The 21,454-nt window shown below is 61.9% G+C and carries 20 protein-coding genes; 7 read left to right on the top strand and 13 right to left on the bottom strand.

The features are described from left to right. Nucleotides 1-7: 7 nt before the first annotated feature. The 4 genes from JNL55_RS13015 to JNL55_RS13000 all read right to left on the bottom strand — a co-directional run bounded on the left by JNL55_RS13015 (nucleotide 8) and on the right by JNL55_RS13000 (nucleotide 4,230). Nucleotides 8-1,303, bottom strand: coding sequence for an NAD(P)/FAD-dependent oxidoreductase (locus tag JNL55_RS13015; protein ID WP_293853539.1), 1,296 nt, complete (start codon nucleotides 1,301-1,303; stop codon nucleotides 8-10). Between the two features lie 42 nt (nucleotides 1,304-1,345). After that, nucleotides 1,346-2,314, bottom strand: coding sequence for an acyl-CoA desaturase (locus tag JNL55_RS13010; RefSeq protein WP_293853536.1), 969 nt, complete (start codon nucleotides 2,312-2,314; stop codon nucleotides 1,346-1,348). 65 nt (nucleotides 2,315-2,379) lie between these two features. Beyond that, a complete protein-coding gene (locus JNL55_RS13005) occupies nucleotides 2,380-3,816 on the bottom strand; it encodes a cryptochrome/photolyase family protein (RefSeq protein ID WP_293853533.1) in 1,437 nt (478 codons plus the stop codon). Between the two features lie 69 nt (nucleotides 3,817-3,885). Next, nucleotides 3,886-4,230, bottom strand: coding sequence for a DUF6763 family protein (locus JNL55_RS13000; RefSeq protein WP_293853530.1), 345 nt, complete (start codon nucleotides 4,228-4,230; stop codon nucleotides 3,886-3,888). A 172-nt stretch (nucleotides 4,231-4,402) separates the two neighbouring features. On the opposite strand from JNL55_RS13000, the gene proB reads away from it, so the two are divergent. The 3 genes from proB (at nucleotide 4,403) to JNL55_RS12985 (ending at nucleotide 7,473) form a co-directional block, all read left to right on the top strand. Then, nucleotides 4,403-5,548: a glutamate 5-kinase gene (proB, locus tag JNL55_RS12995; RefSeq protein WP_293853528.1), complete on the top strand. Its 1,146-nt coding sequence runs from the start codon at nucleotides 4,403-4,405 to the stop codon at nucleotides 5,546-5,548. A gap of 136 nt (nucleotides 5,549-5,684) precedes the next feature. Then, nucleotides 5,685-6,974, top strand: coding sequence for a sensor histidine kinase (locus tag JNL55_RS12990; protein ID WP_293853525.1), 1,290 nt, complete (start codon nucleotides 5,685-5,687; stop codon nucleotides 6,972-6,974). Next, the gene (locus JNL55_RS12985) at nucleotides 6,964-7,473 is read left to right on the top strand and encodes a response regulator (protein ID WP_293853522.1); all 510 of its coding nucleotides are present in this window, start codon (nucleotides 6,964-6,966) and stop codon (nucleotides 7,471-7,473) included. The genes JNL55_RS12990 and JNL55_RS12985 overlap by 11 nt, the downstream gene beginning before the upstream one ends. Before the next feature lie 6 nt (nucleotides 7,474-7,479). Here JNL55_RS12985 and JNL55_RS12980 read toward each other — a convergent pair whose 3' ends face one another. Then, a complete protein-coding gene (locus JNL55_RS12980; RefSeq protein ID WP_293853521.1) occupies nucleotides 7,480-7,755 on the bottom strand; it encodes a hypothetical protein in 276 nt (91 codons plus the stop codon). Between the two features lie 56 nt (nucleotides 7,756-7,811). Then, complete coding sequence (locus JNL55_RS12975; RefSeq protein WP_293853520.1) at nucleotides 7,812-8,624, bottom strand: SDR family NAD(P)-dependent oxidoreductase; 813 nt, start codon at nucleotides 8,622-8,624, stop codon at nucleotides 7,812-7,814. 151 nt (nucleotides 8,625-8,775) lie between these two features. Here JNL55_RS12975 and JNL55_RS12970 point away from each other — a divergent pair, with 151 nt between their 5' ends. Next, nucleotides 8,776-10,332, top strand: coding sequence for a class I adenylate-forming enzyme family protein (locus JNL55_RS12970; RefSeq protein WP_293853518.1), 1,557 nt, complete (start codon nucleotides 8,776-8,778; stop codon nucleotides 10,330-10,332). Here JNL55_RS12970 and JNL55_RS12965 read toward each other — a convergent pair. Further along, the gene (locus JNL55_RS12965) at nucleotides 10,329-11,915 is read right to left on the bottom strand and encodes an alpha/beta hydrolase family protein (protein WP_293853516.1); all 1,587 of its coding nucleotides are present in this window, start codon (nucleotides 11,913-11,915) and stop codon (nucleotides 10,329-10,331) included. The two genes, JNL55_RS12970 and JNL55_RS12965, sit on opposite strands and share 4 nt — an antisense overlap. Before the next feature lie 159 nt (nucleotides 11,916-12,074). On the opposite strand from JNL55_RS12965, the gene JNL55_RS12960 reads away from it, so the two are divergent. Next, the gene (locus JNL55_RS12960; protein WP_293853514.1) at nucleotides 12,075-12,638 is read left to right on the top strand and encodes a DUF924 family protein; all 564 of its coding nucleotides are present in this window, start codon (nucleotides 12,075-12,077) and stop codon (nucleotides 12,636-12,638) included. Between the two features lie 21 nt (nucleotides 12,639-12,659). On the opposite strand, the gene JNL55_RS12955 is transcribed toward JNL55_RS12960, so the two are convergent. Continuing rightward, nucleotides 12,660-14,048, bottom strand: a complete 1,389-nt coding sequence (locus JNL55_RS12955) for a spinster family MFS transporter (protein ID WP_293853511.1) — start codon at nucleotides 14,046-14,048, stop codon at nucleotides 12,660-12,662. 175 nt (nucleotides 14,049-14,223) lie between these two features. Here JNL55_RS12955 and JNL55_RS12950 point away from each other — a divergent pair, with 175 nt between their 5' ends. After that, on the top strand, nucleotides 14,224-15,513 hold the full coding sequence (locus JNL55_RS12950; protein WP_293853509.1) for a glutamate-5-semialdehyde dehydrogenase: 1,290 nt from the start codon (nucleotides 14,224-14,226) through the stop codon (nucleotides 15,511-15,513). 87 nt (nucleotides 15,514-15,600) lie between these two features. Further along, nucleotides 15,601-17,058: an OmpA family protein gene (locus tag JNL55_RS12945; RefSeq protein WP_293853507.1), complete on the top strand. Its 1,458-nt coding sequence runs from the start codon at nucleotides 15,601-15,603 to the stop codon at nucleotides 17,056-17,058. A gap of 6 nt (nucleotides 17,059-17,064) precedes the next feature. Here the strand turns inward: JNL55_RS12945 and JNL55_RS12940 are convergent, their stop codons facing one another. Genes JNL55_RS12940 through JNL55_RS12920 form a run of 5 tightly spaced genes read right to left on the bottom strand, consistent with a single transcriptional unit; the run spans nucleotide 17,065 to nucleotide 21,124 of the window. Next, a complete protein-coding gene (locus JNL55_RS12940; RefSeq protein ID WP_293853505.1) occupies nucleotides 17,065-17,538 on the bottom strand; it encodes a molybdenum cofactor biosynthesis protein MoaE in 474 nt (157 codons plus the stop codon). Continuing rightward, a complete protein-coding gene (locus JNL55_RS12935; protein WP_293853502.1) occupies nucleotides 17,535-18,383 on the bottom strand; it encodes an NTP transferase domain-containing protein in 849 nt (282 codons plus the stop codon). The genes JNL55_RS12940 and JNL55_RS12935 overlap by 4 nt, the downstream gene beginning before the upstream one ends. Next, nucleotides 18,373-18,840 (bottom strand): cyclic pyranopterin monophosphate synthase MoaC, encoded by a 468-nt coding sequence (gene moaC, locus JNL55_RS12930; RefSeq protein ID WP_293853500.1) that lies wholly within the window; start codon nucleotides 18,838-18,840, stop codon nucleotides 18,373-18,375. Before moaC ends, JNL55_RS12935 begins: the two co-directional genes overlap by 11 nt. A 4-nt stretch (nucleotides 18,841-18,844) precedes the next feature. Beyond that, on the bottom strand, nucleotides 18,845-19,894 hold the full coding sequence (gene moaA / locus JNL55_RS12925) for a GTP 3',8-cyclase MoaA (RefSeq protein ID WP_293853497.1): 1,050 nt from the start codon (nucleotides 19,892-19,894) through the stop codon (nucleotides 18,845-18,847). An 18-nt stretch (nucleotides 19,895-19,912) separates the two neighbouring features. Beyond that, nucleotides 19,913-21,124 (bottom strand): molybdopterin molybdotransferase MoeA, encoded by a 1,212-nt coding sequence (locus tag JNL55_RS12920; RefSeq protein WP_293853494.1) that lies wholly within the window; start codon nucleotides 21,122-21,124, stop codon nucleotides 19,913-19,915. Nucleotides 21,125-21,454 lie beyond the last annotated feature (330 nt).

Genomic DNA, 21,454 nt, shown 5'->3' with positions numbered 1-21,454 from the left:
GCGTGTGTTACGCAGCTGCGCCCGGCAGTGAGTGCGGATCGGTCACTGCGCCGCCAGAGGTGAGATCCCATTGGAAATGTTCCAGCGCACGCATGGCCGTCACCACACCGTCTTCATGGAAGCCGTAACGCCAATAGGCGCCACAATAGTACGTGCGGCGCTCGCCATTCACTTCGCGATGACGGGCTTGAGCGGCAACGCCCGCCGGCAGATACACCGGATGGTGATAGGCGATGCGCTGGATGATCTTGCGCTCGTCGATGGCGTCGGCGTGATTCAGCGTGACTAGAAACTTGGTGGGCGCAGCCAGCGTCTGCAAGATGTTCATGTCGTAGGTGAGTGCAACGGGCTGCTGCGGACTCTTGAGCGCGTGATAGTTCCAGGCGGCGCGAGCCAGCGGGCGTTTCGGCAGCAGCGAGCTGTCCGTATGCAGAATGGCTTCGTTGGCCGCGTACGGAAAGGCTTTCAGCACTTCCAGCTCGACCGGCGAGGGATCGCTCAGCATATCCAGCGCTTGGTCGCTGTGACAGGCGATGAAGATGTGATCGAAGCGATGCACTTCGCCTTTGCGAGTACACACCTCGACTTCGTTGGGCCGGCGTCGCACGCTTTCGATGGGCGTCGACAACTTCACATCCGCTTTCATCGCGGCGAGCAGCTTGCGCACGTACTCGCGCGAGCCGCCTTTGACGGCCTGCCACTGCGGTCGGTTGTCGATGTTCAAGAAACCGTGACGTTCGAAGAAGTCGACGAAGAAGCGGGCAGGGAACGACAGCATCGCATCGGCCTCGGCCGACCAGATTGCGCGGCCCATGGGCAGGATGTAGCGCTCGGCGAACGAGTCGGAGTAACCGTTGTTGCGCAGGTATTCGCTGAGCGTGAGCTTGTCGTCGTTGGTCTTGAGCAGTGCGCGCGCCTCGCGATTGAAACGCAGGATGTCGTAGATCATGCGCAGGAACGACGGGCTGACGATGTTGGAGCGCTGTGCGAACAAGGCATTGAGCGACGTGCCGTTGTACTCCAAGCCGGTGCGTTCACAGCGCAAGCTGAAGCTCATGTTCGATGGCTGCCAGGCCACGTCCAACTCGCGCAACGTGGCAATGAAGTTCGGATAGGTCCAGTCGTTGAACACGATGAAGCCGGTATCGATGGCGTAGTGCTGGCCTTGCCAGTCGACATCGACGGTGTTGGTGTGACCGCCGGCATAGTTGCCAGCTTCGAACACGGTGACGTCGTGCTGGCGGCTCAGCCGCCAGGCTGCATAGAGCCCTGCAATGCCGGCGCCGATGACTGCGATGCGCATATGAACCTGCCCGGTAAGTTGTCGATGCTTATATTTAGAGAGTCAGAGAGTCTGCGAGCGCACGCGAGTGCGCGCTTCACGCACCTCGCGAGGCACTGGCTTGAGATCCCAGACGATGCCGAACAGCGCCAGCAAGCGCAGCCCGTAGTACGTCAGGTCGATCTCCCACCAATAAAACCCCTGTCGCGTCGACACGGGATAGTGATGATGGTTGTTGTGCCAGCCTTCGCCGAAAGTCAGCAGGGCCAGCCACACGTTGTTACGGCTGTCGTCGCCGGTTTCGTAGCGACGTTTGCCGAAGCGATGACACAGTGAGTTGATGGTGTAGGTGGCGTGATAGGTCACCACCGTCGAGACGAAGAAGCCCCACACCAGCATTTGCCAGCGATTGGTGCCGAGCCCCGGCGCGTAATGTTCCAGCGCGGCGCCGAGTCCGAACAGCGCGACCGCGAGGGCCACCGGCACCAGGATGTCGAAACGATCCAGCAGCTTCAGTTCGGGGAACTTGAGCAAGTCGCGCACGCGGGACAGGTCGGGTTCGAAATGACGGCGCGACAGGAACCAACCCATGTGACTCCACGCGAAGCCCCGTTGCACCGGCGAGTGCACGTCGTGTTCGGTATCGGAGAAGGCGTGATGATGGCGGTGGTGCGCAGCCCACCAGATCGGGCCGCGCTGCACGGCTGACGCGCCGAGCAGAGCGAACACGAACTGGCCGGCGCGCGAAGTCTTGAAAGAGCGATGTGAAAAGTAGCGGTGGTAGAAGCCGGTGATGGCGAACATCCGGACCACGTACATCGCAATGGCCACTGCCAACGCAATGTGGCTATAGCCAACGAAGAACACGGCGACGCAGGTCACGTGCATCCCCAAAAAGGGAATGACACGCATCCAATCGACGCGGTCGATTTTGCTGGTGTCGAACTTGGCTAGGCCAGCGCCGGCGTCCAGCCAGCTGGTCAGGCTGGTAAAGAGCGAGCGACGGGGGGCGGCTTCAGTGGGGTTGGTCATGCGCGTGCGTTCCTCAAACAAGGACTTCGCACGGGCGGCAAGCTACGGATTCACAACCTATGTCATTAACGCAGCTCGGAATAAACCTGAAGCGCCCGGTTGCGGGATTCCCCCAAATCGACTACCGGACGCGGGTAGGTGACCCCCAGCTCGACGCCGGCGTGCTTTAGCACCGCGTCGGGTGCAGTCCACGGCTGGTGAATCCATCGATCCGGCAAGCGGGCCAGCTCCGGCAACCACTGCCGGATGTAGCCGCGCAGCGGGTCGAAGCGCTTGGCCTGGAGCACCGGATTGAAAATTCTGTAATAGGGAGCCGCGTCGGCGCCGCAGCCTGCAACCCATTGCCAGCCCAGCGTGTTGTTGGCCAGGTCGGCATCGACCAGGGTGTCCCAGAACCAGTGCGCGCCCTCCAGCCAATGAATCTGCAGGTTCTTGGTCAGCAGCGACGCCACGATCATCCGGACACGGTTGTGCATCCAACCGGTGCGCCACAGTTCGCGCATGCCGGCGTCGACCAACGGGATGCCGGTCGCGCCCCGTTGCCAGGCTCGCAGGTCGGCACGGCTACGTCGCCATTTTTGTTTGGCGAACATCGGGTTCAAGGGCGCATCGGTGGTGGCTGGAAAATGAAACAGCAAGTGATGCGCGAATTCGCGCCAACCGACCTGGCGCAGATAGCTCTCGGTGCCCCTGGATTCCGCCGCTCCGGGGTGGGCATGGCGGAGTGTCGCGACCACTTGCCGCGGTCCGAGCTCACCGAAATGTAAATGGGGCGCCAGCCGCGAGGTCTCTTCACGATCCGGCCGATCCCGCCCGGTGGGATAGGCGGCGACATGTTTGCCGAAGTCTTTGAGCTGCTTCAGCGCGCCGGCTTCGCCGGGCGTCCAGGTATCGGCCAAGCCCTGGTCCCACGCGATCTTGGGCAGGAGTTCCAGCGTATCCAGTTCGACACGCGAAACATTACGTGGAATCGCCGGCAGCTGGCGTGGCGCCCGCAGCGGGGCCGGCAAGGTCACCAGTTCTTTATCCAAGGTGCGCCAGAAGGGCGTGAACACTCGATACGGCAACTTCGAGCCGTTCAAGATGCTGCCGGGTTCGAACAGCAGCGTGCCGTTGGTTTGTTCGACGCTGACGCCGTCCGCATCCAGCGCGGCGGCGACCTCGGCATCGCGTTTCAATGCCGCCGGTTCATAGAGTTTGTTCCAACAAACCAGGGTTGCGTCGGTTTCGCGGAGCGCTCGGCGCAGGGCGGTGAGCGACGGGCCGGTCTGCAAGACCAGCGCGCTACCGAGCTTGCGTAAACTGCCGTTCAGCGCGGCGAGGCTGTGATGCAGCCACCAGAGGCTGGCGGCACCCGGTGCCCATTGCTGTTCCTCTTCGGGAGCGAACACGAACAACGGCACCACGCGTTCGGCATTGGCGAGGGCGTGCAGTAGTGCTGGATTGTCGGTGAGGCGCAGGTCGCGCCGGAACCAGACCAGGGCGGTCCGATGAGTCTTCATGCCGCCTCAGCCAGATTGGCGGGGGCGGCTAGCGCTGGGCGATGGGAACGGCGGGCTAAAACGGGACGCTCAGGCGTCGTCCCGATCGTTGTAATCGTCATCTTCGTCGAGGTCTTCGTCCTCGTCGTCATCCCAATCGTCATCGTCCTCGTCCCAGTCGTCCTCGTCCTCATCTTCCTCTTCTTCTTCCTCGTCATCCTCTGCTTCAGTGTCCGAGGCCCAGCCTTCCGGCTCCTCGGCCTGTTCCAGGTCGAGCTCGTGCCAGGTATCGAGGTCGATTTCCTCGATATCGCCGTTCTCGTACTGGACTTCGACCAACTCCTGGTCGGGATCCACGGACAGGACCTTGAAGACCTCGTTCTCTTCGAGATCCTCATACCATTTTCCCTGGACCGGGTCGTAATCTCTGGCCACGCAAACACCTCAAACGACGACGAAACCGGTGTGTTCACCGGCGGCGGAATATTAGGGGCATTCTCCAAGACTGCCAAGAGAGCGAAACAGGCCCGATGCGGTTTCCGGTGGGGCGGATGGACGACGATTCGGCGCCTGCCTACACTGCCGCGCCCTTACATGCTTCATGCCAATGACGTCCACGTCACACGTACATCCTTCCGCCCAGCCGCTGTTGCAGGCTCGGCGCGTCGTCATCAAGGTCGGTTCGGCCTTGTTGGTCGATGGCGCCAGCGGCGCGGTGAAGCGCGATTGGCTGGCAACCCTGGCGGCGGACATCGACAGCTTGCGTCGGCGCGGTCAGGAAGTGCTGTTGGTGTCCTCCGGCGCGGTGGCGCTGGGGCGCCGGCAATTGGGTTTGCCGCCCGGCCCGCTCAAGCTGGAGGAGAAACAGGCGGCCGCGGCCGTGGGGCAGATCCGCCTGGCGCATGCATGGACCGAAATCCTCGAACAGCATGACGTGAGTGTCGCGCAGATCCTGCTCACGCCAGGCGACACCGAGCAGCGCCGCCGGTACCTGAATGCGCGCAACACCCTGCGCACTTTGCTGAAGCTGGGTTCGGTGCCGGTCATCAATGAGAACGATACTGTCGCCACCGCCGAGATTCGTTACGGCGATAACGACCGCCTGGCGGCGCGCGTCGCGCAAATGATCAGCGCGGATTGCCTGATTCTCTTATCGGATGTCGATGGTCTGTACACAGCCGACCCGACGCGCGATCCGAATGCGCAGTTCATTCCCGAGGTGCGCGCCATCACTGCCGATATCCAAGCAATGGCCGGCGGCTCGGCGTCCGCGGTCGGCACTGGCGGCATGGCGACCAAGATCGCCGCGGCGAAAATCGCGGTCGGTGCAGGTTGTCATATGTGTGTGGCGTTGGGTCGCGAGTTGCACCCCGTGCGCAGAATCGAAGAGGGCGCACGCTGCAGCTGGTTCTATCCCTCGGCCAGTCCCGCGACCCGGCGCAAGCAATGGATCGCCGGGACTTTGCAGCCGGCCGGCGAGCTGTATGTGGACATCGGCGCCGCCGCGGCCCTGGGGCGCGGTAAGAGCCTGTTGCCGGCCGGTGTGACTCGGATCGTCGGACCGTTTCAGCGGGGCGACGCGCTGATCGTGCGCGACAGTGCCGGGAACGAAATCGCGCGTGGACTGGTCGCATATTCGAGCGTCGATGCCGAACGACTGTGCGGACGCAAGTCGAGTGAGATCGAGGCCCTGCTCGGTTTTCATGGACGTGACGAAATGATCCATCGCGACGATCTGGTGCTGACCCACTGATTCGGCCTCAGCGGATATGCAAGTCTTACAACCCCCCTCCCTGCGCCGGAACCGGGCGCTGGTCGCTACCATTGCGCTCAGCTTTTTACTGCTGCTGTGCTCGGCGGGGCTGACTTTCCATGTCTCGCGACAAGGTGTGGCTGCCGATGAATTGGTGGTGCACACGATGGAAGTGCAGCGGGCGCTCAACGAGACATTGGTGACGCTCGGCGGCGCGGAGTCGGGACTGCGCGGCTTTCTACTCACTAGCAGCGAAGCGTTCCTGATCCCGCATCAAGAAGCGGCCGAACTGCTGCCCCGACAATTGGCCAGGTTGCGCGAGTTGGTCTCGGACAATCCGGCACAGGTCGCCAACGTCGAGGCGTTCGCCCCGCTGATCGAACAGCGATTGGCCGGCATCGATATGGCATTGGCTGCGCATCGCGCCGGGCAGCGCGAGCAGGCCATCGCCGCGCTTCAACGTTCCGGCCTGCCGAAGTTGAACGACATCCGTGCGCGCATCGAATCCGCTACCCAACAGGAGCAGGCGCTGCTCATCGAGCGCCAGAACTCGGCGGCCGATTTGCGTGATCGGTTCACCAGCGCGGTAGTCGTGATGTTGTTTGCTTGCGGCGTGCTGGCCGTGTTCGCGCTGGTCAGCGTGCGCCGGTATGTGGCGACAGTTCACGAAAGTAGGTTGCGGCTCTCCTTTCTCAATGCTGAGCTGGAGCAGCGGGTGCAGGCGCGCACCGAAGAACTAGCCAAGGCAGCCGAAGAAGCGAATCGAGAGCGTGCGCGTGCCGAGTCGTTGCTGACCGACGTCAATCATCGCGTCGGTAACAATTTGGCACTGGTGTCGTCGTTCCTGACCATGCAACAGCGTGCGGTCAAGAATCCCGATGCGGCTCGAGCATTGAACGCGGCCCGGATGCGCGTGCAAGCCATCGCGTCGGCGCATCGCAAGTTACGGCTCGGTGCCGACTTCGCGACGGTCAAGGTGAACGAGGTGCTCGGCGCGGTGCTGGAAGACATCAGCGCTGGCTTGCCGCCGGGCGATTTGATCCGAATTCAATGTCAGGTCGAACCTTTGGAGATCAACGCGCGCGACGCGGTGTCTCTGGGCGTGTTGACCAGTGAGCTGGTGATGAACGCCGTCAAGCACGCGTTCGCGCCGGGGGAATCGGGTGAGGTGAGCGTCGTGCTGTCGCATGGCTCGAACTCGATTCCAGTCTTGGAAGTGGTTGATGACGGAGTGGGCTGGCATGACAAGCATTCACAAGAAACGGGCGGCTTGGGCGCCAAGATCATCGATATGGTCGCGCGCCAATTCGGCGGCCGGCCGGAACGCTCTGCTCGATTTCACGACGGCACTGCTGCGTCAGGCCAGCGGCCGGGGACGCGCATCCGCGTCAGTCTCGCCAAGCTGCAGATCATGCATGCCACCTGAGGCAGTTCGTACCGGCGGCATTGCGCCGATGACGCGGCCGCCGGTCATTCGCGATCCGCGAGTCTTGTTGTTTCCGGCACGGCGCGCTCCGCATCGTGAAGGCGGCGATGGCACCGGCACGCAGCAAACCATCAAAGGCCCGATGAGCGGCATGACGGTGTTGGTGGTGGAGGACGACTTCATCGTCGCGTATGACATGCAGACCATGCTGGAAGAGCAGGGCGCGCGCGTGCTCGGCCCGGCGACCAGCCTGCGTGAAGCTCAAGAGTTATTGGCGAAGGAACAGCCGACGCTGGCCGTGTTGGACGTCAATCTGGGCGGCGAATATGTATTTCCGCTGGCCGATGCGTTGCTCGCCAAGGATGTGCCGTTCGTTTTCGCGACCGCTTACGCCGACAACGACAAGCTGTTTCCGCAAACCACTCGAAGCGCACCGCGCCTGGCCAAGCCAGTGCTGCCCAATGTGCTGATCGCCCAGTTGATGCGCTTGAAGCGCTGAGCGAACTCAGCGCCGATTGGCAGGAATGTCGACGTAGCGCGCTGCCGGCGGATCGCTGGCAGGAAAAGTCTCTTTCAACGACTCGTCGACCTGCTCATCACCCGCCGCGAGCGGATGGCGGACACGATAACGCCGCGCGATACCTTTGATGGCCGGCGTCGCGATCAGAGCCAGCGCGCCTAGCAGCACGATGGATTCCAGAATGCCCCCGCCCGACGAACGATGGCGGGGCAGCAGCTCGTAATCGTCCATATCGTCTTGGTCGCGCTCGTAATCGCGCATGAGCGTTCTCCGTTGTGTCTTCACGAGACGCTCCGCCGGCGGACTCAGTTCCGTAATCAGGGAACTCGGGGCGGCACGATGGGATGCGAGCTGGACAGGCCGCCGTCGACCGGAAAGGCCTGACCATTCACATAAGAAGCCGCATCCGACGCCAGGAACAGCGCCATGCGGGCAATTTCGATGGGGGCACCGGCGCGGCGCAGCGGATTGAGCTGGCCGATCTTGTTGTCAGTACCGCGGGCGCGTGCTTGTTCGAAAATCGGTTTGGTCATGCCGGTCTCGATCAATCCCGGACAAATCGCGTTGATGCGCACGCCGCTCCCGGATAGGTGATACGCCGTGGTTTGCACCAGACTGATGACGCCAGCTTTGCTGGCGCTATACGGCGAGCCACCCGCGCCCGAGCGCAGGCCGGCCACCGATGCTGTGCAAATGATCGAACCGCGTTTGCGAGGAGTCATGACTCTTGCGGCATGCTTCACGGCCAGAAAAGTGCCGATCAAGTTGATGCTCAGCACTTGGGTCCATTGCTCCGGCGTCTGCTCATGCAACGGCACCAAGCCGCCGCTGATGCCGGCGTTGGCGAAACAAACATCGAGTGCACCGAACTCACGCACCGCGGCGTCGATGGCATCGGCAATGTTCGCTTCTTGCGACGAGTCGCTGACGATGGCGGTGGCGCGGCCATTGTCTTTGCGAATGGCGGCGACCGTATCTTCCACTTCCGGGGCGCGATCCAAAGCGACCACCGCGGCGCCCGCTTGGGCGAACACCAGCGCACTGGCGCGGCCGATGCCGCTTGCGGCACCAGTGACCAGCGCGACCTTGCCTTTGAGTTGACCTTCAACGGCCGGATCGGGAATTTGCATAAGGGCCTACCGCTGTGTCTTTTGCAGATCGGAATTAATTTGGCATAGGACCGGCCGCTCGACCGCCGCAGTGTGTCCGCGACCATGAATTAATGCAATGGCGCCACTTTGCCCGCTGTTGGCGTGCGCAGCGCTGTGGCATTGTGCGTCGATGAATAGCAGCAGCCCTGAGACCTTGCTCGATCAGGACTTCGGTCTGATCGCCGAATTGGTTCATGCCTATGCTCGCGAGCGTCCGCGCCAACCGGCGTTGATCGACGAGCAACGCGCCATCGATTATGGCGAGCTCGATCAGCGCATGGATCAAGTCGCATTGTCGCTGCAGCGGGACAACGTCGGCAGCGGTGCAGCCATTGCCATCTGTGCCGCGTCCTGCGTCGATTATGCGGTGGTATTTCTCGGAGCATTGCGTGCCGGCGTCGCGGTGGCGCCGTTGTCGCCGTCGTCGACCGCCGCAGCGTTGGTGACCATGTTGGCCGATAGCGGCGCCAGAATCCTGTTTCTGGATGAAGCCATCGCGTCGGCATTGGCTACAGTGGCTTTGCCTTCGGGGCTACAGCTCGTGCGGCTGGACGCGGCGCCGGGTGTGCGTTCGCTCGAAGCGTGGCTCGCGCCGGCGGGCGGTGTGCCGACGCCGGTATCGATTGCGCCCGATGCTCCTTTCAACATCATTTATTCCTCTGGCACCACCGGCGCGCCCAAAGGCATCGTGCAGCCGCATAGCATGCGCTGGTCGCACGTGCGCCGCGCTCGCAACTTCGCTTACGACCGCGAAGCAGTGACAATTTGTTCGACACCGCTGTATTCGAATACCACGCTGGTGAGTTTCTTCCCGGCGCTTGCCGGCGGCGGCGCAGTGGTGTTGATGGCCAAGTTCGACGGCGGCAAGTTCCTGGAGATGTCGCAGCGTCATCGGGTCAGCCATGCGATGTTGGTGCCGGTTCAATATCAGCGCCTGATGGATCGTGCCGACTTCGATAGTTATGACCTCGGCAGCTACCGGATGAAGTTTTGTACCAGCGCGCCGTTCGCCCCCGCGCTCAAGGCCAACATTCTGAAACGCTGGCCGGGCGGCTTGATCGAGTACTACGGGATGACCGAGGGCGGCGGCACCTGCATGCTGCTCGCTCATCAATTCCCGGATAAGTTGCATACCGTCGGTCAGCCGGTGCCGGGTCACGACATTCGTTTGATCGACGAGCAGGGCAAGGAAGTGGCGCGCGGCGAGATCGGCGAAGTGGTCGGCCGGTCGCCGGCCATGATGAAAGAATATTTCAATCAGCCGGGCAAGACCGCCGAAGCCGAGTGGTTCGATGGCGACGGCAACCGCTTCATTCGCACCGGCGATGTCGGCCGCTTCGACGCGGAAGGCTTTTTGACGCTGATGGACCGCCGCAAGGACATGATCATTTCCGGCGGCTTCAATATTTATCCCAGCGATCTGGAAGCCGTGCTGTTGCAGAATCCCGCTGTGCGGGACGCCGCCGTCGTCGGCGTGCCGTCCAGGGAGTGGGGTGAAACGCCGGTGGCGTTCGTCGTGATAAAGGCTGAGTCGGCAGCGACAGCTGCAGACATTAAACAATGGGTCAATGAGCGTGTCGGCAAGACGCAGCGCCTCTCGGCCGTGGAGTTGACGGCAGAGCTGCCGCGCAACGCCATCGGCAAAGTGTTGAAGCGTGAGTTAAGAGATCAGTTCGTCGCGGCTTAGAGACCGTCGAAGAACGACTGCACCGCTGCCAGACAGAACGGCGGCACTAGCGAGCTGTGGTACGCGTCGGCCACGGCGGCAGCTCCGCCGTCAGTGGCGCCGCCAGCAATGGCAGCGGCAGCGATCGACGCCTTCGCGGTGTTGAAGCCGAGCTTGATGGTCGCTTCGTCGTCGCCGAGGGACGGATCGTCATCCACGTCGAGCACCCGAATCGGTGCGGTGACACCGGCGCCCGTCCAATATCTCTGCATCAACTCAGTGTTGAAGTACAGCACCGTCGGATCGTCATGACCGGCACATAACAGCACCGATGCCGTCGGGCTCCAGTTGCGCAAATCATTTGCTTTGAACGCGACACGTAGCGGATTGGCCGGCGCTGCTGCCGGCAAGCCGTCAGTCACCGTTGGAAAGCCGCCGTCCGGATGAGCGAGTGAGTCTTGTAGAAAGCTCGCTCGGAACGAATTCGTGATCAACGCTTCAGTGCCGAAGCCGCGAGCGAACACAGGCGCTAAATCGGCGGGCGTCGTTGCCGGCGTATAAGCGGCGTAACTTGGATCGGGCGGCGTGCTGCTGAACAGCTGCTCACGTGGCAACAATCCTTGATCGAAGAGCTGACCGCGAGTGCCAGTGGTCGGCAGCAACGCATCGATGCCGGTGGCATAACGGGCTTCGAATGCATCGGTCGGAGCCGCATAGATGTTGTCGTAAGCGCGTTGATACGCCGTCATCAGCCAGCTCACCAGCAACGGCGCGCTGTTGATGACCTGGCCTTGGAACACAGCGTCACCGAAAGCACCCAGCGCATACGGTCCGGACATCGGCGCTGAAGCTGTCACTGTCGCGCCGTTCGCCTGTAGCAAACGATGCGTGGCCATGGCGACGTAACCGCCTTGCGAATAGCCGGTGATGAACAGCTTGCCACCATCGGTGACTGTCGGGGCCGTGCTCGTCGGTAGTGCGGTACGCGCAGCGGTCAGCGCATCCGATGTGTCTTTGGCCTGTTGTTCGGCATGCAGATACGGATGATAGGCCAGCGTCGACGTGTCGTAGCCAGCGTAATTCGGCGCCACCACGATATAACCTTGCGCGGCGAACGCAGCGGCAATCAGCAAACCTTCGGCGTTGTCCGGGTTGGAAAGATTGGCGATGTTGTAGCTCTTCTCAGCAGCTGTGCCGTGCGCGTACACGACGATGGGGCGTGCGCCTTGGCAAGCAGCGTTGGTGCCGGTCGGAATCATCAGCGCGCCAGACGCGGTCGTTGCCTGGCCGGCGGGATCGAGGGTGTTGTAACGAATCTGGTGCACATCGACGCCGCATTCCGGATCGACGATCAGATCCAGTATTTCAGTCGCTGTGGAGCTGGCGTTCACTACGGCAAGCAACTGATCGATGGAGAACGATGCGAGCCGCGTCGGCGGCGATTCGATCAGCGTACCCGCAGTGGGGGCCGGCGCTACTGGTGGTGGCTCGGCAGCCTCGGAGTCGCGATCGTCGTCGTCATTGTTACTGCAACCCGCCAGCAGTGCGATGGAGCCCACCAGGGCGAACGCTTTCAAGCTCAACGATTTCAGGCCGGTCGACATTCACTGCAGTCCTCTATCTCTCGTACGTACTAATGCCTGAGCGAGGAACTTGGATCGCTGACTTACGGAAAATTTGTACGGTCGTAGCTGAAGTGCGACAGCGCGGGAACATTCCGCCGCGGGGTGACTTTCGTACTCCGGACCTCGATACTCTTCAGCATGTCAGCGAAAAATTTACCGGACGCTTGGGCCGACGACGTTTTGCACTTCTGGTTCGAAGAACTCAGCGAGCAAGATTGGTTCCGCGGCAGCCAGCGAATCGACGAGCAATGCAAGCATCGGTTCGGCGAGCTGTACGTCACGTTAACGGACCATTTGCCGGCAGCGGACCAGCTGAGTCCGCGCGAGTTGCTCGCGGCCGTGATCGTGTTCGATCAATTTCCACGCAACATTCATCGCAAGACGCCGGCTGCGTACGCGACCGACGGCAAGGCTTTGTCGTTGGCGAAGCATGCGGTGGCAAGCGGCAAGGATGGCGCCCTGCCGCCACGACAACGGCATTTCCTTTATATCCCGTTCATGCACAGTGAAGACTTGGCTGCGCAGGTCGAGTCAGTGCGCTTGTTCAGCGAGCTTGGGATTGAGGCAGGCGTGAAATACGCGCGTCATCATCATGACGTGGTGGCGCGCTTCGGGCGCTTTCCTCATCGCAATGCCATTCTCGGGCGTCAGTCGACGCCCGAGGAACTGGAGTTTCTGAAGACCGAGCCGCCGCTGGTCTAGTAATGCCGCTGGTCTAGTAATTCAGGCGGCAGCCGCGCGTGCTTGATTGCCGACTTCGATGTCTTGGCGCAGCGTCTTCGCTGCCAGGAAGTAGTGCAGCGCCGACCACAGATTGATCAGCAAGGTCAGGCGGATCGACCAACGTAGACCGTCGGCCAGCGCCAACTTCTCAGCCACGCCTTGCGACACGAAATATTCCTTGAACAGATCGCTCATGGCGCCGGTAAACATCGGGCCCAACCCTAGGCCGATGAAGTTCAGGATCAGTAACAGGAACGCAGACGCGAGCGCGCGCTCACGCAAGCCGACCAAGCGATGAGTGGTTGCGATGCTCGGTCCAAGGTACGCCGCGGCCAGCGCGATGTACAACACGAGTAGCATCATCGCGGCCACGGTGTTGTCGAGCGCGTACACGACCTGGCCGAACGGTACGACCATCAGCAACGTGATCGCCGGAATCCACACGTACCAACGCGGGTCTTGAGTGCGTGCGTAGTAACGATCGCACCACAAACCGCCAAGGTAGGTTCCCGTCAATCCGCCGAGTGCGACCACCAACGCGAGCCATGCGCCCACATCACCCAGCGTCATGCCATGAGTGCGCATGAAGAACGGCGAATAGAACGAACTCAAGCCGTAGCTGACAAATGCGTGCAGGCCCGCGGCTATCGATAGATGACGAAACGATCGCTTGGCCCACAGATTGCCCATCACTTCGCGGAACGGCGGCGGCTCAGTACTGACCACCGTGCCAGGATCGGAGAAGCCGCGCGGCGGTTCCTTCACCGTCAGTTTCAAAATGATTGCGACGATCAGGCCCGGTAGACCGACGGTATAGAAAGCGGCTCGCCAGCCATATTCATGCGCTACCAAACCGCCGACTAGAAAGCCGAGCGCGCTGCCGCCGTACACGCCCATCGAGTAGATGGACAAAGCCGTGGCACGTTTCTTCGGTTCGACGTAGTCGCTGATGATGGAATACGCCGACGGACTGCAGCCGGCTTCACCGATGCCGACGCCGATGCGTGCGAACAGCAGATGCCAGAAGTTCTTGGCCATGCCGGACACGACGGTGAACGCACTCCACACCACGATGGACGCTGTGATGATGTTGACTCGATTGCGTGTGTCGGCAAGGCGGGCGATGGGAATGCCGAGCGTCGAATAGAAGGCGGCGAAGGCGAGTCCGCTGAGCAAGCCGAGTTGCCAGTCGTGCAGGCCGAATTCCTGCTTGATGGGCTCGAGCACGATGGACAGGATCTGGCGATCGACGTAGTTGAACACGTAGATGACGAACAACAACCAGACCACATAGTTGCGATAGGCATTGCTGGCACTGAATCCGGTGCTCGCGTCGGTGCCGTTCGCGCTGACGGCTCGGTCCCCGACCGAACGTGCCTCTACTGCCATGCCATCCCCCTGTCGCAATGTCGGCGCATTGTGTCATCGCAAAGGTCGTTTGCAACCGCGCAGCCGGTCCTTCCAGTGAAGAAACGACCAAGACTGGCACGGCGCGCGCCGCCAGTTTTGCACTGTAGAAGAGCCGCGCTTCTTTACCTGGCCCGGCTGCCGCTAGAATGAAGTCATGAACGCTCAAATCTCCAAGCCCGAAGGCGATGTGAACGCCGTCGCCGGCCCGATGCAGGCCCTCGGTCGTGCGGGCAAAGCTGCGGCGCAGGTGTTGGCCCAGGCAAACACCGACGCCAAGAACGCGGCCTTGCGAGCGGCTGCCGCTGCGATTCGTGAGCGCCGGGCGGAAGTGCTGGCGGCCAATGCTCAGGATGTGGAGCAGGCCAAAGCGCGTGGCATTTCGTCGTCGTTGCTGGATCGGCTGGTCTTGAATGAGCAACGCGTCGAAGCCATGGCACGCGGCATCGAGGACATCGTGGCGCTGCCGGATCCCATCGGCAGTGTGATTGCTGGCTGGACTCGGCCCAATGGCTTGAAGATCGAGCGAGTGCGCGTGCCGCTCGGCGTGGTCGGCATCATTTATGAGAGCCGTCCGAACGTGACTGCCGATGCGGGTGCGCTTTGTTTGAAGTCAGGCAACGCGGTGATCCTTCGCGGCGGCAGTGAAAGCAGTCGTTCGATCAAAGCGATTCATGCCTGTCTGGTCGACGGGCTGCGCGCTGCCGGCTTGCCCGAAGCGGCGATTCAAGTCGTGCCGACGACCGATCGCGCGGCAGTCGGTTACATGCTCTCGAGCATGACTGAGTTCATCAACGTCGTCGTGCCTCGCGGCGGCCGCAGTTTGGTCGAGCGAGTGCAGAAGGAAGCTCGCGTGCCGGTCATCGGTCATCTCGACGGCAACTGTCATGTGTATGTGGATCGCGATGCCGAGGTGAACATGGCTCGCGACGTCGTGCTGAACGCCAAGCTTCGACGCACCGGTGTTTGCGGAGCGGCCGAGACGGTGCTGTTCGATCGCAACGGCAATGCCGCCTCAACGGTGCTCAAGGCGTTGCTGGATGCAGGTTGTGAAGTCCGCGGCGACGAAACGTTACAGCGTCTCGATACGCGCATCGTGCCCGCCACCGAGGTGGATTGGAGCACCGAATATCTCGAACCCATCATCGCGGCCCGCACGGTCGACGGCGTCGATGAGGCCATCGCGCATATCGCCCGCTATGGATCGGCGCACACCGAGTCCATCGTCACTGCCAACCCGGCCACGGCCGAGCGCTTTCTGAGCGGTGTCGACAGCGCCATCGTTTTGCATAACGCATCGACCCAGTTCGCCGACGGCGGCGAGTTCGGCATGGGCGCGGAGATCGGCATCTCCACCGATAAATTCCATGCCCGTGGCCCGGTGGGCGTCGAGCAGCTCACCAGTTACAAGTACGTCGTGCGCGGCACTGGGCAAATCCGGCCCTGAACGGCTCACAAACCGGCCAATGGCCGAAGGCCCGCGCGCTCGAAGCGACGTATACTCCCGTCCAGTTTCGATTCCGGGCCCGTTCGTATGTTCCAATCTTTTGTGTTGCTGGTGGTTGCCGCTGTCAGTCTGGCCGCTGCGCCGGCGTTGGCGGCCGCTAATACCGATGCCGCCGCGTTAGCCGCTGCCGTCGAGAAGGCTCGGGCCGATCAGATCGACGCACTGGCGCCGAAGGCGTTTGCCGCTGCGTTACAAGCCAGTCAGAACGCCACCAAGGAAGCTGAACGCGGCCGCGGCACTGAAAAAATTGCAGCTCGCGTGCAGGAAGGCGAGGCGGCGTTACAGAAGGCCCGTACTGTCGCGGCGAATGCCCAGCAGGTGTTGTCCGGCGTCATCAAGACTCGCCAGGATGCATTGGTTGCCGAAGCGCCAAAATTCGCCCCCGAGGCCTGGGCCAAGGCCGCGGATCGTTTCCAGCAAGCCATGCGCGAAAACGAAAGCGGCGATTTGGCCAACGCGCAGAAGCGGGCGGCCGAGGCCGAAGTGCTGTTGCGCGACGCTGAGTTGATCGGCATCAAGGGCGGCGTTCTCAACGAAGCGCGCAATCTGATCGCGCAAGCCGATGCCGCCAAGGTCGAGCGTTTTGCACCTCGCACGCTGCAGTCGGCCAAGCGTCATCTCGCCGAGGCCGAGCAGGAGATTCAGCGCAATCGTTACGACGTTGCTCAGCCGCGCAAGCTCGCGGCCCAGGCTCGTTACGACGCCAAGCATGCGACTTACCTGGCCCAGCAGGCCCAGCGCGTCATGCAACAGGAGAAGGACAATCAGGCCGGCGTCGAGGCGTTGATCCTGTCCTGGGAAGAGCCGCTGCAGCGCATTGCCACCGACATGGAGTTGGACGTGCGCTTCGACGAAGGCCATCAGGGCCCGATGAAAGAAGTCGGCGAGCAGGCCCAGCAGCAGGTGCAGGAAGTGCGTCGCTTGAAACAAGAACTGCAGGATCGCGACGAGCAGATCGCGTCGCTGAACAATCAGGTGAAGCGTGTCGAGTCGCGGCTCGGTGGTGAGTCGCAGGAACGCATTGCCTTACAGCGTCAGGTCGATGCGCAGGCTCAGCTGCGTGCGAACATTGCGGCCATCGAAGCATCGTTCACGGCCGACGAGGCTCGGGTTTATCGCCAGGGTGAAGATGTGGTGGTCTCATTGATGGGCATCAGCTTCCCGTCCGGTCGCAGCACCATCGACGGCAGCAGCGCGGCTTTGATGCGGAAGGTGCAACAGGCGCTGGCGCGGTTTCCTGGCGCGTCTGTGTTGATTGAAGGTCACACCGATGCCAACGGCAGCGACTCAGCGAATCTGATCCTGTCGCAGGATCGTGCGGACGCGGTGAAGCAGTATCTGGTGAGTCAGTTGGGGGCTGATGCTGAGAAGGTCAGCTCCATCGGTTATGGCGAGGCCCGGCCGGTCGCGACCAACGAGACCGCCGCCGGTCGTGCGCGCAATCGGCGCATCGACCTGGTCATTCATCTGCAAGGCACTGGCTAATTCGCTTTAGTGGTCGTGCGCATGAGGATGCTCATGCGCATGATCGTGCCCCGGCACCGCGCAGCGCTCGCAATTCACCCAGCCTGAGTCGCCGTTGACGTAGTGCTCCTTCTTCCAAATGGGCACGCGGTGCTTCACTTCGTCGATGATGTAGCGGCACGCAGCGAATGCCTCCGCCCGATGCTTTGAGCTGACTCCCACCCACACCGCCAGATCGCCGATGGCCAGCGAGCCGACCCGATGGACGCAGGCGGCTTTCAATACGCCGAATTTAGCGATGGCTTCGGTGACGATGCGTTCGCCTTCTTTGTTGGCTAACGCTTCGAAGGCTTCGTATTCCAGCTGCGTGACTGATTGACCTTCGTTGTGGTCGCGCACCCAGCCTTCGAAGGATGCATAGCCGCCCGCGGCTTTGTCCGCCAGTTCTTGGCGGTAAGTGTCTGGGGTCAGAGTCGTAGTGCTGAAGAAGAAAGCTTTCATCCGCCTGCCACCGGGGGTATGAACACGACCGTATCGCCGTGACGCAACGGCGTGTGCCAGTCGCTGAATTCGGAGTTGAGCGCCACTTTCAGCTGCGCTGGGCTGAGCTGGAAGGGATGGCGTTTGCTCAGCTCGTTGTATAACTCGGCCGGAGTGGCCGCTGTCGTGTCCAATGTTTCTTCGCTGCGCCCGGCTTGTTCGCGGAGGATGGCGTAGTACTGGATTTTCAGCGTGCGCTGAGGGCTGGCGGCCGAGCCGCCGAAGGCGGCGACGGTCGCGCGGTATTCGTCGGTGGTGTTCACATTGTCGAGCGCCCGAGCGTCGGGCAGGTCGAGGAGCAACGACTCGGCGTTGATCAAAAACTTCCGGGGGCATTGTTTGCCGGCGGCGAGGTGAGCGAGCAGGGGTTCGCGAGACGCCGGTTCCCAGATCGCGCAAAGAGGCTCAGGCAAACCATCATGGCTGCTCTTATAAGCAGTAGCGAGCTTGCGAACATCGCGATGCTCAACCAAATGCCGCAGTGTGTGTTCATTCAAAAACGGCAGGTCACAGGCAACCACCAACCAAGCCGCCTTGGGATGAGCGGCGAGAGCCGCGGAGATACCCGCAATAGGCCCAATTCCAGGCTGACGATCGACGATCTGCGGAAAGCCAACGCGCGTTGGATCCTCCCGCTGATCCGGCCGCACAGAAACAAACGTCGCCGCACACACGTGCGACAACAAATGAAACGTCCAATGCAGCTGCGACTGACCGTGATACTCGATCGCCGCCTTATCTCGCTGCATCCGCGTGCTGGCCCCGCCGGCCAGCACCAGGCCGAACAAGGGTGCTTCAGCCGACATCACTCTTACCTCCGCGCTTCTCGATCAACTTGGTCTCAGCAATCACGATGTCATGCGAGAGCGCTTTACACATGTCATAAACAGTTAGCGCCGCGACACTGGCGCCAGTCAGCGCCTCCATCTCGACGCCGGTCTTGTGATGCACGGACACCGTGCAAACAATGACCGCATCGTCGCCCTCCATGTCGATCTCGAGCTTGCACTTCTCGATGCCGAGCGGATGACAAAACGGAATCAACTCGTGAGTTTTCTTTGCCGCCATGGTGCCGGCGATGATGGCTGTCTGAAACACCGGCCCCTTCGAAGTATTGAACTGCTTCGAACGCAAGGCCTCAGCGACATCCGCTGGAAAGCGCACCCGGGTCTGCGCCGTTGCCGTGCGCTTGGTGACGACCTTATCGCCCACGTCGACCATGGTCGGTCGGGCGTTCGAGTCGACATGAGTGAAAGTCGCCATTCGATCAGCCACCGATGTAATACATCTCGATCTTACGCAACGGCTGCTCGCCGTCCTTGAGCGTAGATCGAATTTCACTGTAACGATCGCCACGCTTCAGCCAGGTATCGGAGATCAGTGTACTGAGCTCCTCATCCGTCGCGCCGGCGCGCAAAGGAGCCCGCAGATCCACGCCAGAGCGGGCGAACAAACAAGTGTAGAACACACCTTCCGAAGACAACCGCGCGCGCGTGCAATCGCCACAGAACGGATTGGTGATGGACGATATGAACCCGACCTCGCCGACGCCGTCGTCGAACGCGTAACGCTCGGCCACTTCGCCGCGATAGTTCGCATCCACCGGATGCAGCGGCCAGCGCTCGCCGATGCGGGCCACCAGCTCGCGCGACGGCACCACTCGATCCATCATCCAGTGATTGCGATTGCCAACGTCCATATATTCGATGAAGCGCACGATGACGCCGGTGCCCCGGAAGTGTTCGATGAGATCGAGCGCTGTGTGATCGTTCAGGCCGCGCTCTATCACCGAGTTGATCTTGATGGGCGCGAGTCCCGCTTCCCGAGCAGCGCGAATGCCGTCGAGCACGCGCTCCAGGTCGCCCATGCCGCCGCTCATTTGTTTGAAGATGGCGGGGTCGAGCGTATCGAGGCTGACGGTGATTCGATTCAAGCCGTTGGCTTTCAATTCGACGGCATGCTGAGCGAGCAGCACGCCGTTGGTGGTCAACGCCACATCCTGCACGCCGTCGATGGCCGTCAGGTCGCCGATCAAGTCGGACAGATTGGAACGCAGCAGCGGTTCGCCGCCGGTGAGCCGCACCTTCTTCACGCCCAGATCGACGAACAGCCGCGTCAGCCGCACGATTTCTTCGAACGACAGTCGCTCGTGAGATTTCAGGAAACGATAGTTCTCATGAAACGTTTCCTTGGGCATGCAATACGGGCAACGGAAATTGCAGCGATCCATCACCGAGATGCGCAGGTCGTGCAGCGGCCGGCCCAAGGTATCTTTCGGGCGGTGCTTCACGGGCAGGGCTGTGACGGATGAGGACATGCGGCTACCGGCAGGTTGCTACCAACGAAACAGCGCTACGGGCTGGTCTTCCAGAACGACTCGCGGGCCGGGCAGCAGTTCCACGAAACCGTGAGTGCCGATCAGCGAAGTGAAGTCGCCGGAGCCACCCGTGGGCTGCGGGATGGCGGCCTGGCCCGCCGCGGTTTGTGTCAAACGCACGGGCAGGAACACCGCCAACGATGCTTTCACATCGTAGCTTTGGGCGAGGTTGACGGTTTCAACCTCGTGCGCCGTGCCGCCTTGAGCTGCCTGCAAGCCTGGCAGCACGTAACGAGTCAGGCAAACCAGTGTCGACACCGGATTGCCAGGCAGCGCGTACACCGTTTGTCCGCCAGCGCCTACGCCAAACCAAATCGGCTTGCCGGGGCGTTGCGCCACCTTGTGAAAAATCATGCGCACGCCGAGTTCCTGCAACACCTGCGGCACGTAATCGAAGCGGCCCATGGACACGCCGCCGCTCAGGATCAGTACGTCGTTGCTTTGCAGATGAGTCTGCAAACGGGCGCGCAAGGCCGGCAGGTCGTCAGGGACGTGATCGTGACTCAACGCCGTGTAGCCGTGCTGACGTAGCGAAGCGAGCACGCCATAAACATTGGAGCGAGAGATTTGCCAGGGTTCCAGCGGCTGGCCCGGCTCGACGAGTTCATCGCCGGTGGAGATCACCACGATGCGCGGCGGACGAGCGACCGCTGCGTGCGTCTGGCCGTTGGAAGCAATGACAGCGACTTCGGCGGGGCCGAGTCGATAGCCCGACGGCAACAATAAGTCGCCTTTGCGAGAGTCGATGCCGCTGGCGTGCACGTTGAAGTTGCGCACCGGGGCGGGTGCGTCGTCGCGCAGTTGAGCGACGCCGTCCTTCACTTCGATGTTCTCGACGGGCACCACACAGTCGCAGCCCACCGGCAGCATGGCGCCGGTCATCACTTCGATACAGTCGCTGGACTCGCGAAGAGTGAGCGGCGGGGCGCCGGCGCCTTGTGTGCCGGCGATCCGAAAACTATTGCGTCCGGCTTGCCAGGCGGCGAACGAGAAGCCGATGCCGTCCATGGTGACCCGGTCGAACGGCGGCTGATCGCGGCTGGAAATGATGGACTCGCGCAGCACCGTGCCCGACAGCTCGAACAGCGGCAAATGGACCGTCGGCAGCTGCGTCGCATGTTGGCGAATCGCGGCTTCAGCTTCGGCAGGGGTGAGGAGGCGGCTGGACACCGCGAAAGTGTGTCACGAGCCACCGGGCGGCGCAAAAACGCCGGATTGGGCGCCTATTCCTTGGCTCCACATCCGCGCGTAAGCAGGGAATCTGATCCGTAGCTTCCCCATGGAGCGGCTGATAACGCTCCATTCCCTGGCCTTGGGCCTGCTTTGCCGCCGGCACATCAATCCGGCGGCGCTTCGAAATCTCGCTTAGCCGCGCGCCTTAAAGACACGCACCTGCTCGTTGAACAGCTTGGCCTTGGCCTGCAGTTCGTCGATGGCGGCGTTGTGTTTCTTGGTCTGCATGGTCTTCAGCTGCATCAGCTGCGCAGTGCCGGCGGCCTT

Source organism: Steroidobacter sp., from assembly GCF_016790065.1.
Taxonomy (GTDB): domain Bacteria; phylum Pseudomonadota; class Gammaproteobacteria; order Steroidobacterales; family Steroidobacteraceae; genus Steroidobacter.
This window is presented reverse-complemented; position numbering and strand designations above follow the sequence as displayed.

Bases quoted from the DNA above. Each gene is read 5' to 3' on its own strand.
- JNL55_RS13015 (WP_293853539.1), bottom strand. From the start codon at position 1,303: ATGCGCATCGCAGTCATCGGCGCCGGCATTGCAGGGCTCTATGCAGCC.
- JNL55_RS13010 (WP_293853536.1), bottom strand. From the start codon at position 2,314: ATGACCAACCCCACTGAAGCCGCCCCCCGTCGCTCGCTCTTTACCAGC.
- JNL55_RS13005 (WP_293853533.1), bottom strand. From the start codon at position 3,816: ATGAAGACTCATCGGACCGCCCTGGTCTGGTTCCGGCGCGACCTGCGC.
- proB (WP_293853528.1), top strand. From the start codon at position 4,403: ATGACGTCCACGTCACACGTACATCCTTCCGCCCAGCCGCTGTTGCAG.
- JNL55_RS12985 (WP_293853522.1), top strand. From the start codon at position 6,964: ATGCCACCTGAGGCAGTTCGTACCGGCGGCATTGCGCCGATGACGCGG.
- JNL55_RS12980 (WP_293853521.1), bottom strand. From the start codon at position 7,755: ATGCGCGATTACGAGCGCGACCAAGACGATATGGACGATTACGAGCTG.
- JNL55_RS12975 (WP_293853520.1), bottom strand. From the start codon at position 8,624: ATGCAAATTCCCGATCCGGCCGTTGAAGGTCAACTCAAAGGCAAGGTC.
- JNL55_RS12970 (WP_293853518.1), top strand. From the start codon at position 8,776: ATGAATAGCAGCAGCCCTGAGACCTTGCTCGATCAGGACTTCGGTCTG.
- JNL55_RS12965 (WP_293853516.1), bottom strand. From the start codon at position 11,915: ATGTCGACCGGCCTGAAATCGTTGAGCTTGAAAGCGTTCGCCCTGGTG.
- JNL55_RS12960 (WP_293853514.1), top strand. From the start codon at position 12,075: ATGTCAGCGAAAAATTTACCGGACGCTTGGGCCGACGACGTTTTGCAC.
- JNL55_RS12955 (WP_293853511.1), bottom strand. From the start codon at position 14,048: ATGGCAGTAGAGGCACGTTCGGTCGGGGACCGAGCCGTCAGCGCGAAC.
- JNL55_RS12950 (WP_293853509.1), top strand. From the start codon at position 14,224: ATGAACGCTCAAATCTCCAAGCCCGAAGGCGATGTGAACGCCGTCGCC.
- JNL55_RS12945 (WP_293853507.1), top strand. From the start codon at position 15,601: ATGTTCCAATCTTTTGTGTTGCTGGTGGTTGCCGCTGTCAGTCTGGCC.
- JNL55_RS12940 (WP_293853505.1), bottom strand. From the start codon at position 17,538: ATGAAAGCTTTCTTCTTCAGCACTACGACTCTGACCCCAGACACTTAC.
- JNL55_RS12935 (WP_293853502.1), bottom strand. From the start codon at position 18,383: ATGTCGGCTGAAGCACCCTTGTTCGGCCTGGTGCTGGCCGGCGGGGCC.
- moaC (WP_293853500.1), bottom strand. From the start codon at position 18,840: ATGGCGACTTTCACTCATGTCGACTCGAACGCCCGACCGACCATGGTC.
- moaA (WP_293853497.1), bottom strand. From the start codon at position 19,894: ATGTCCTCATCCGTCACAGCCCTGCCCGTGAAGCACCGCCCGAAAGAT.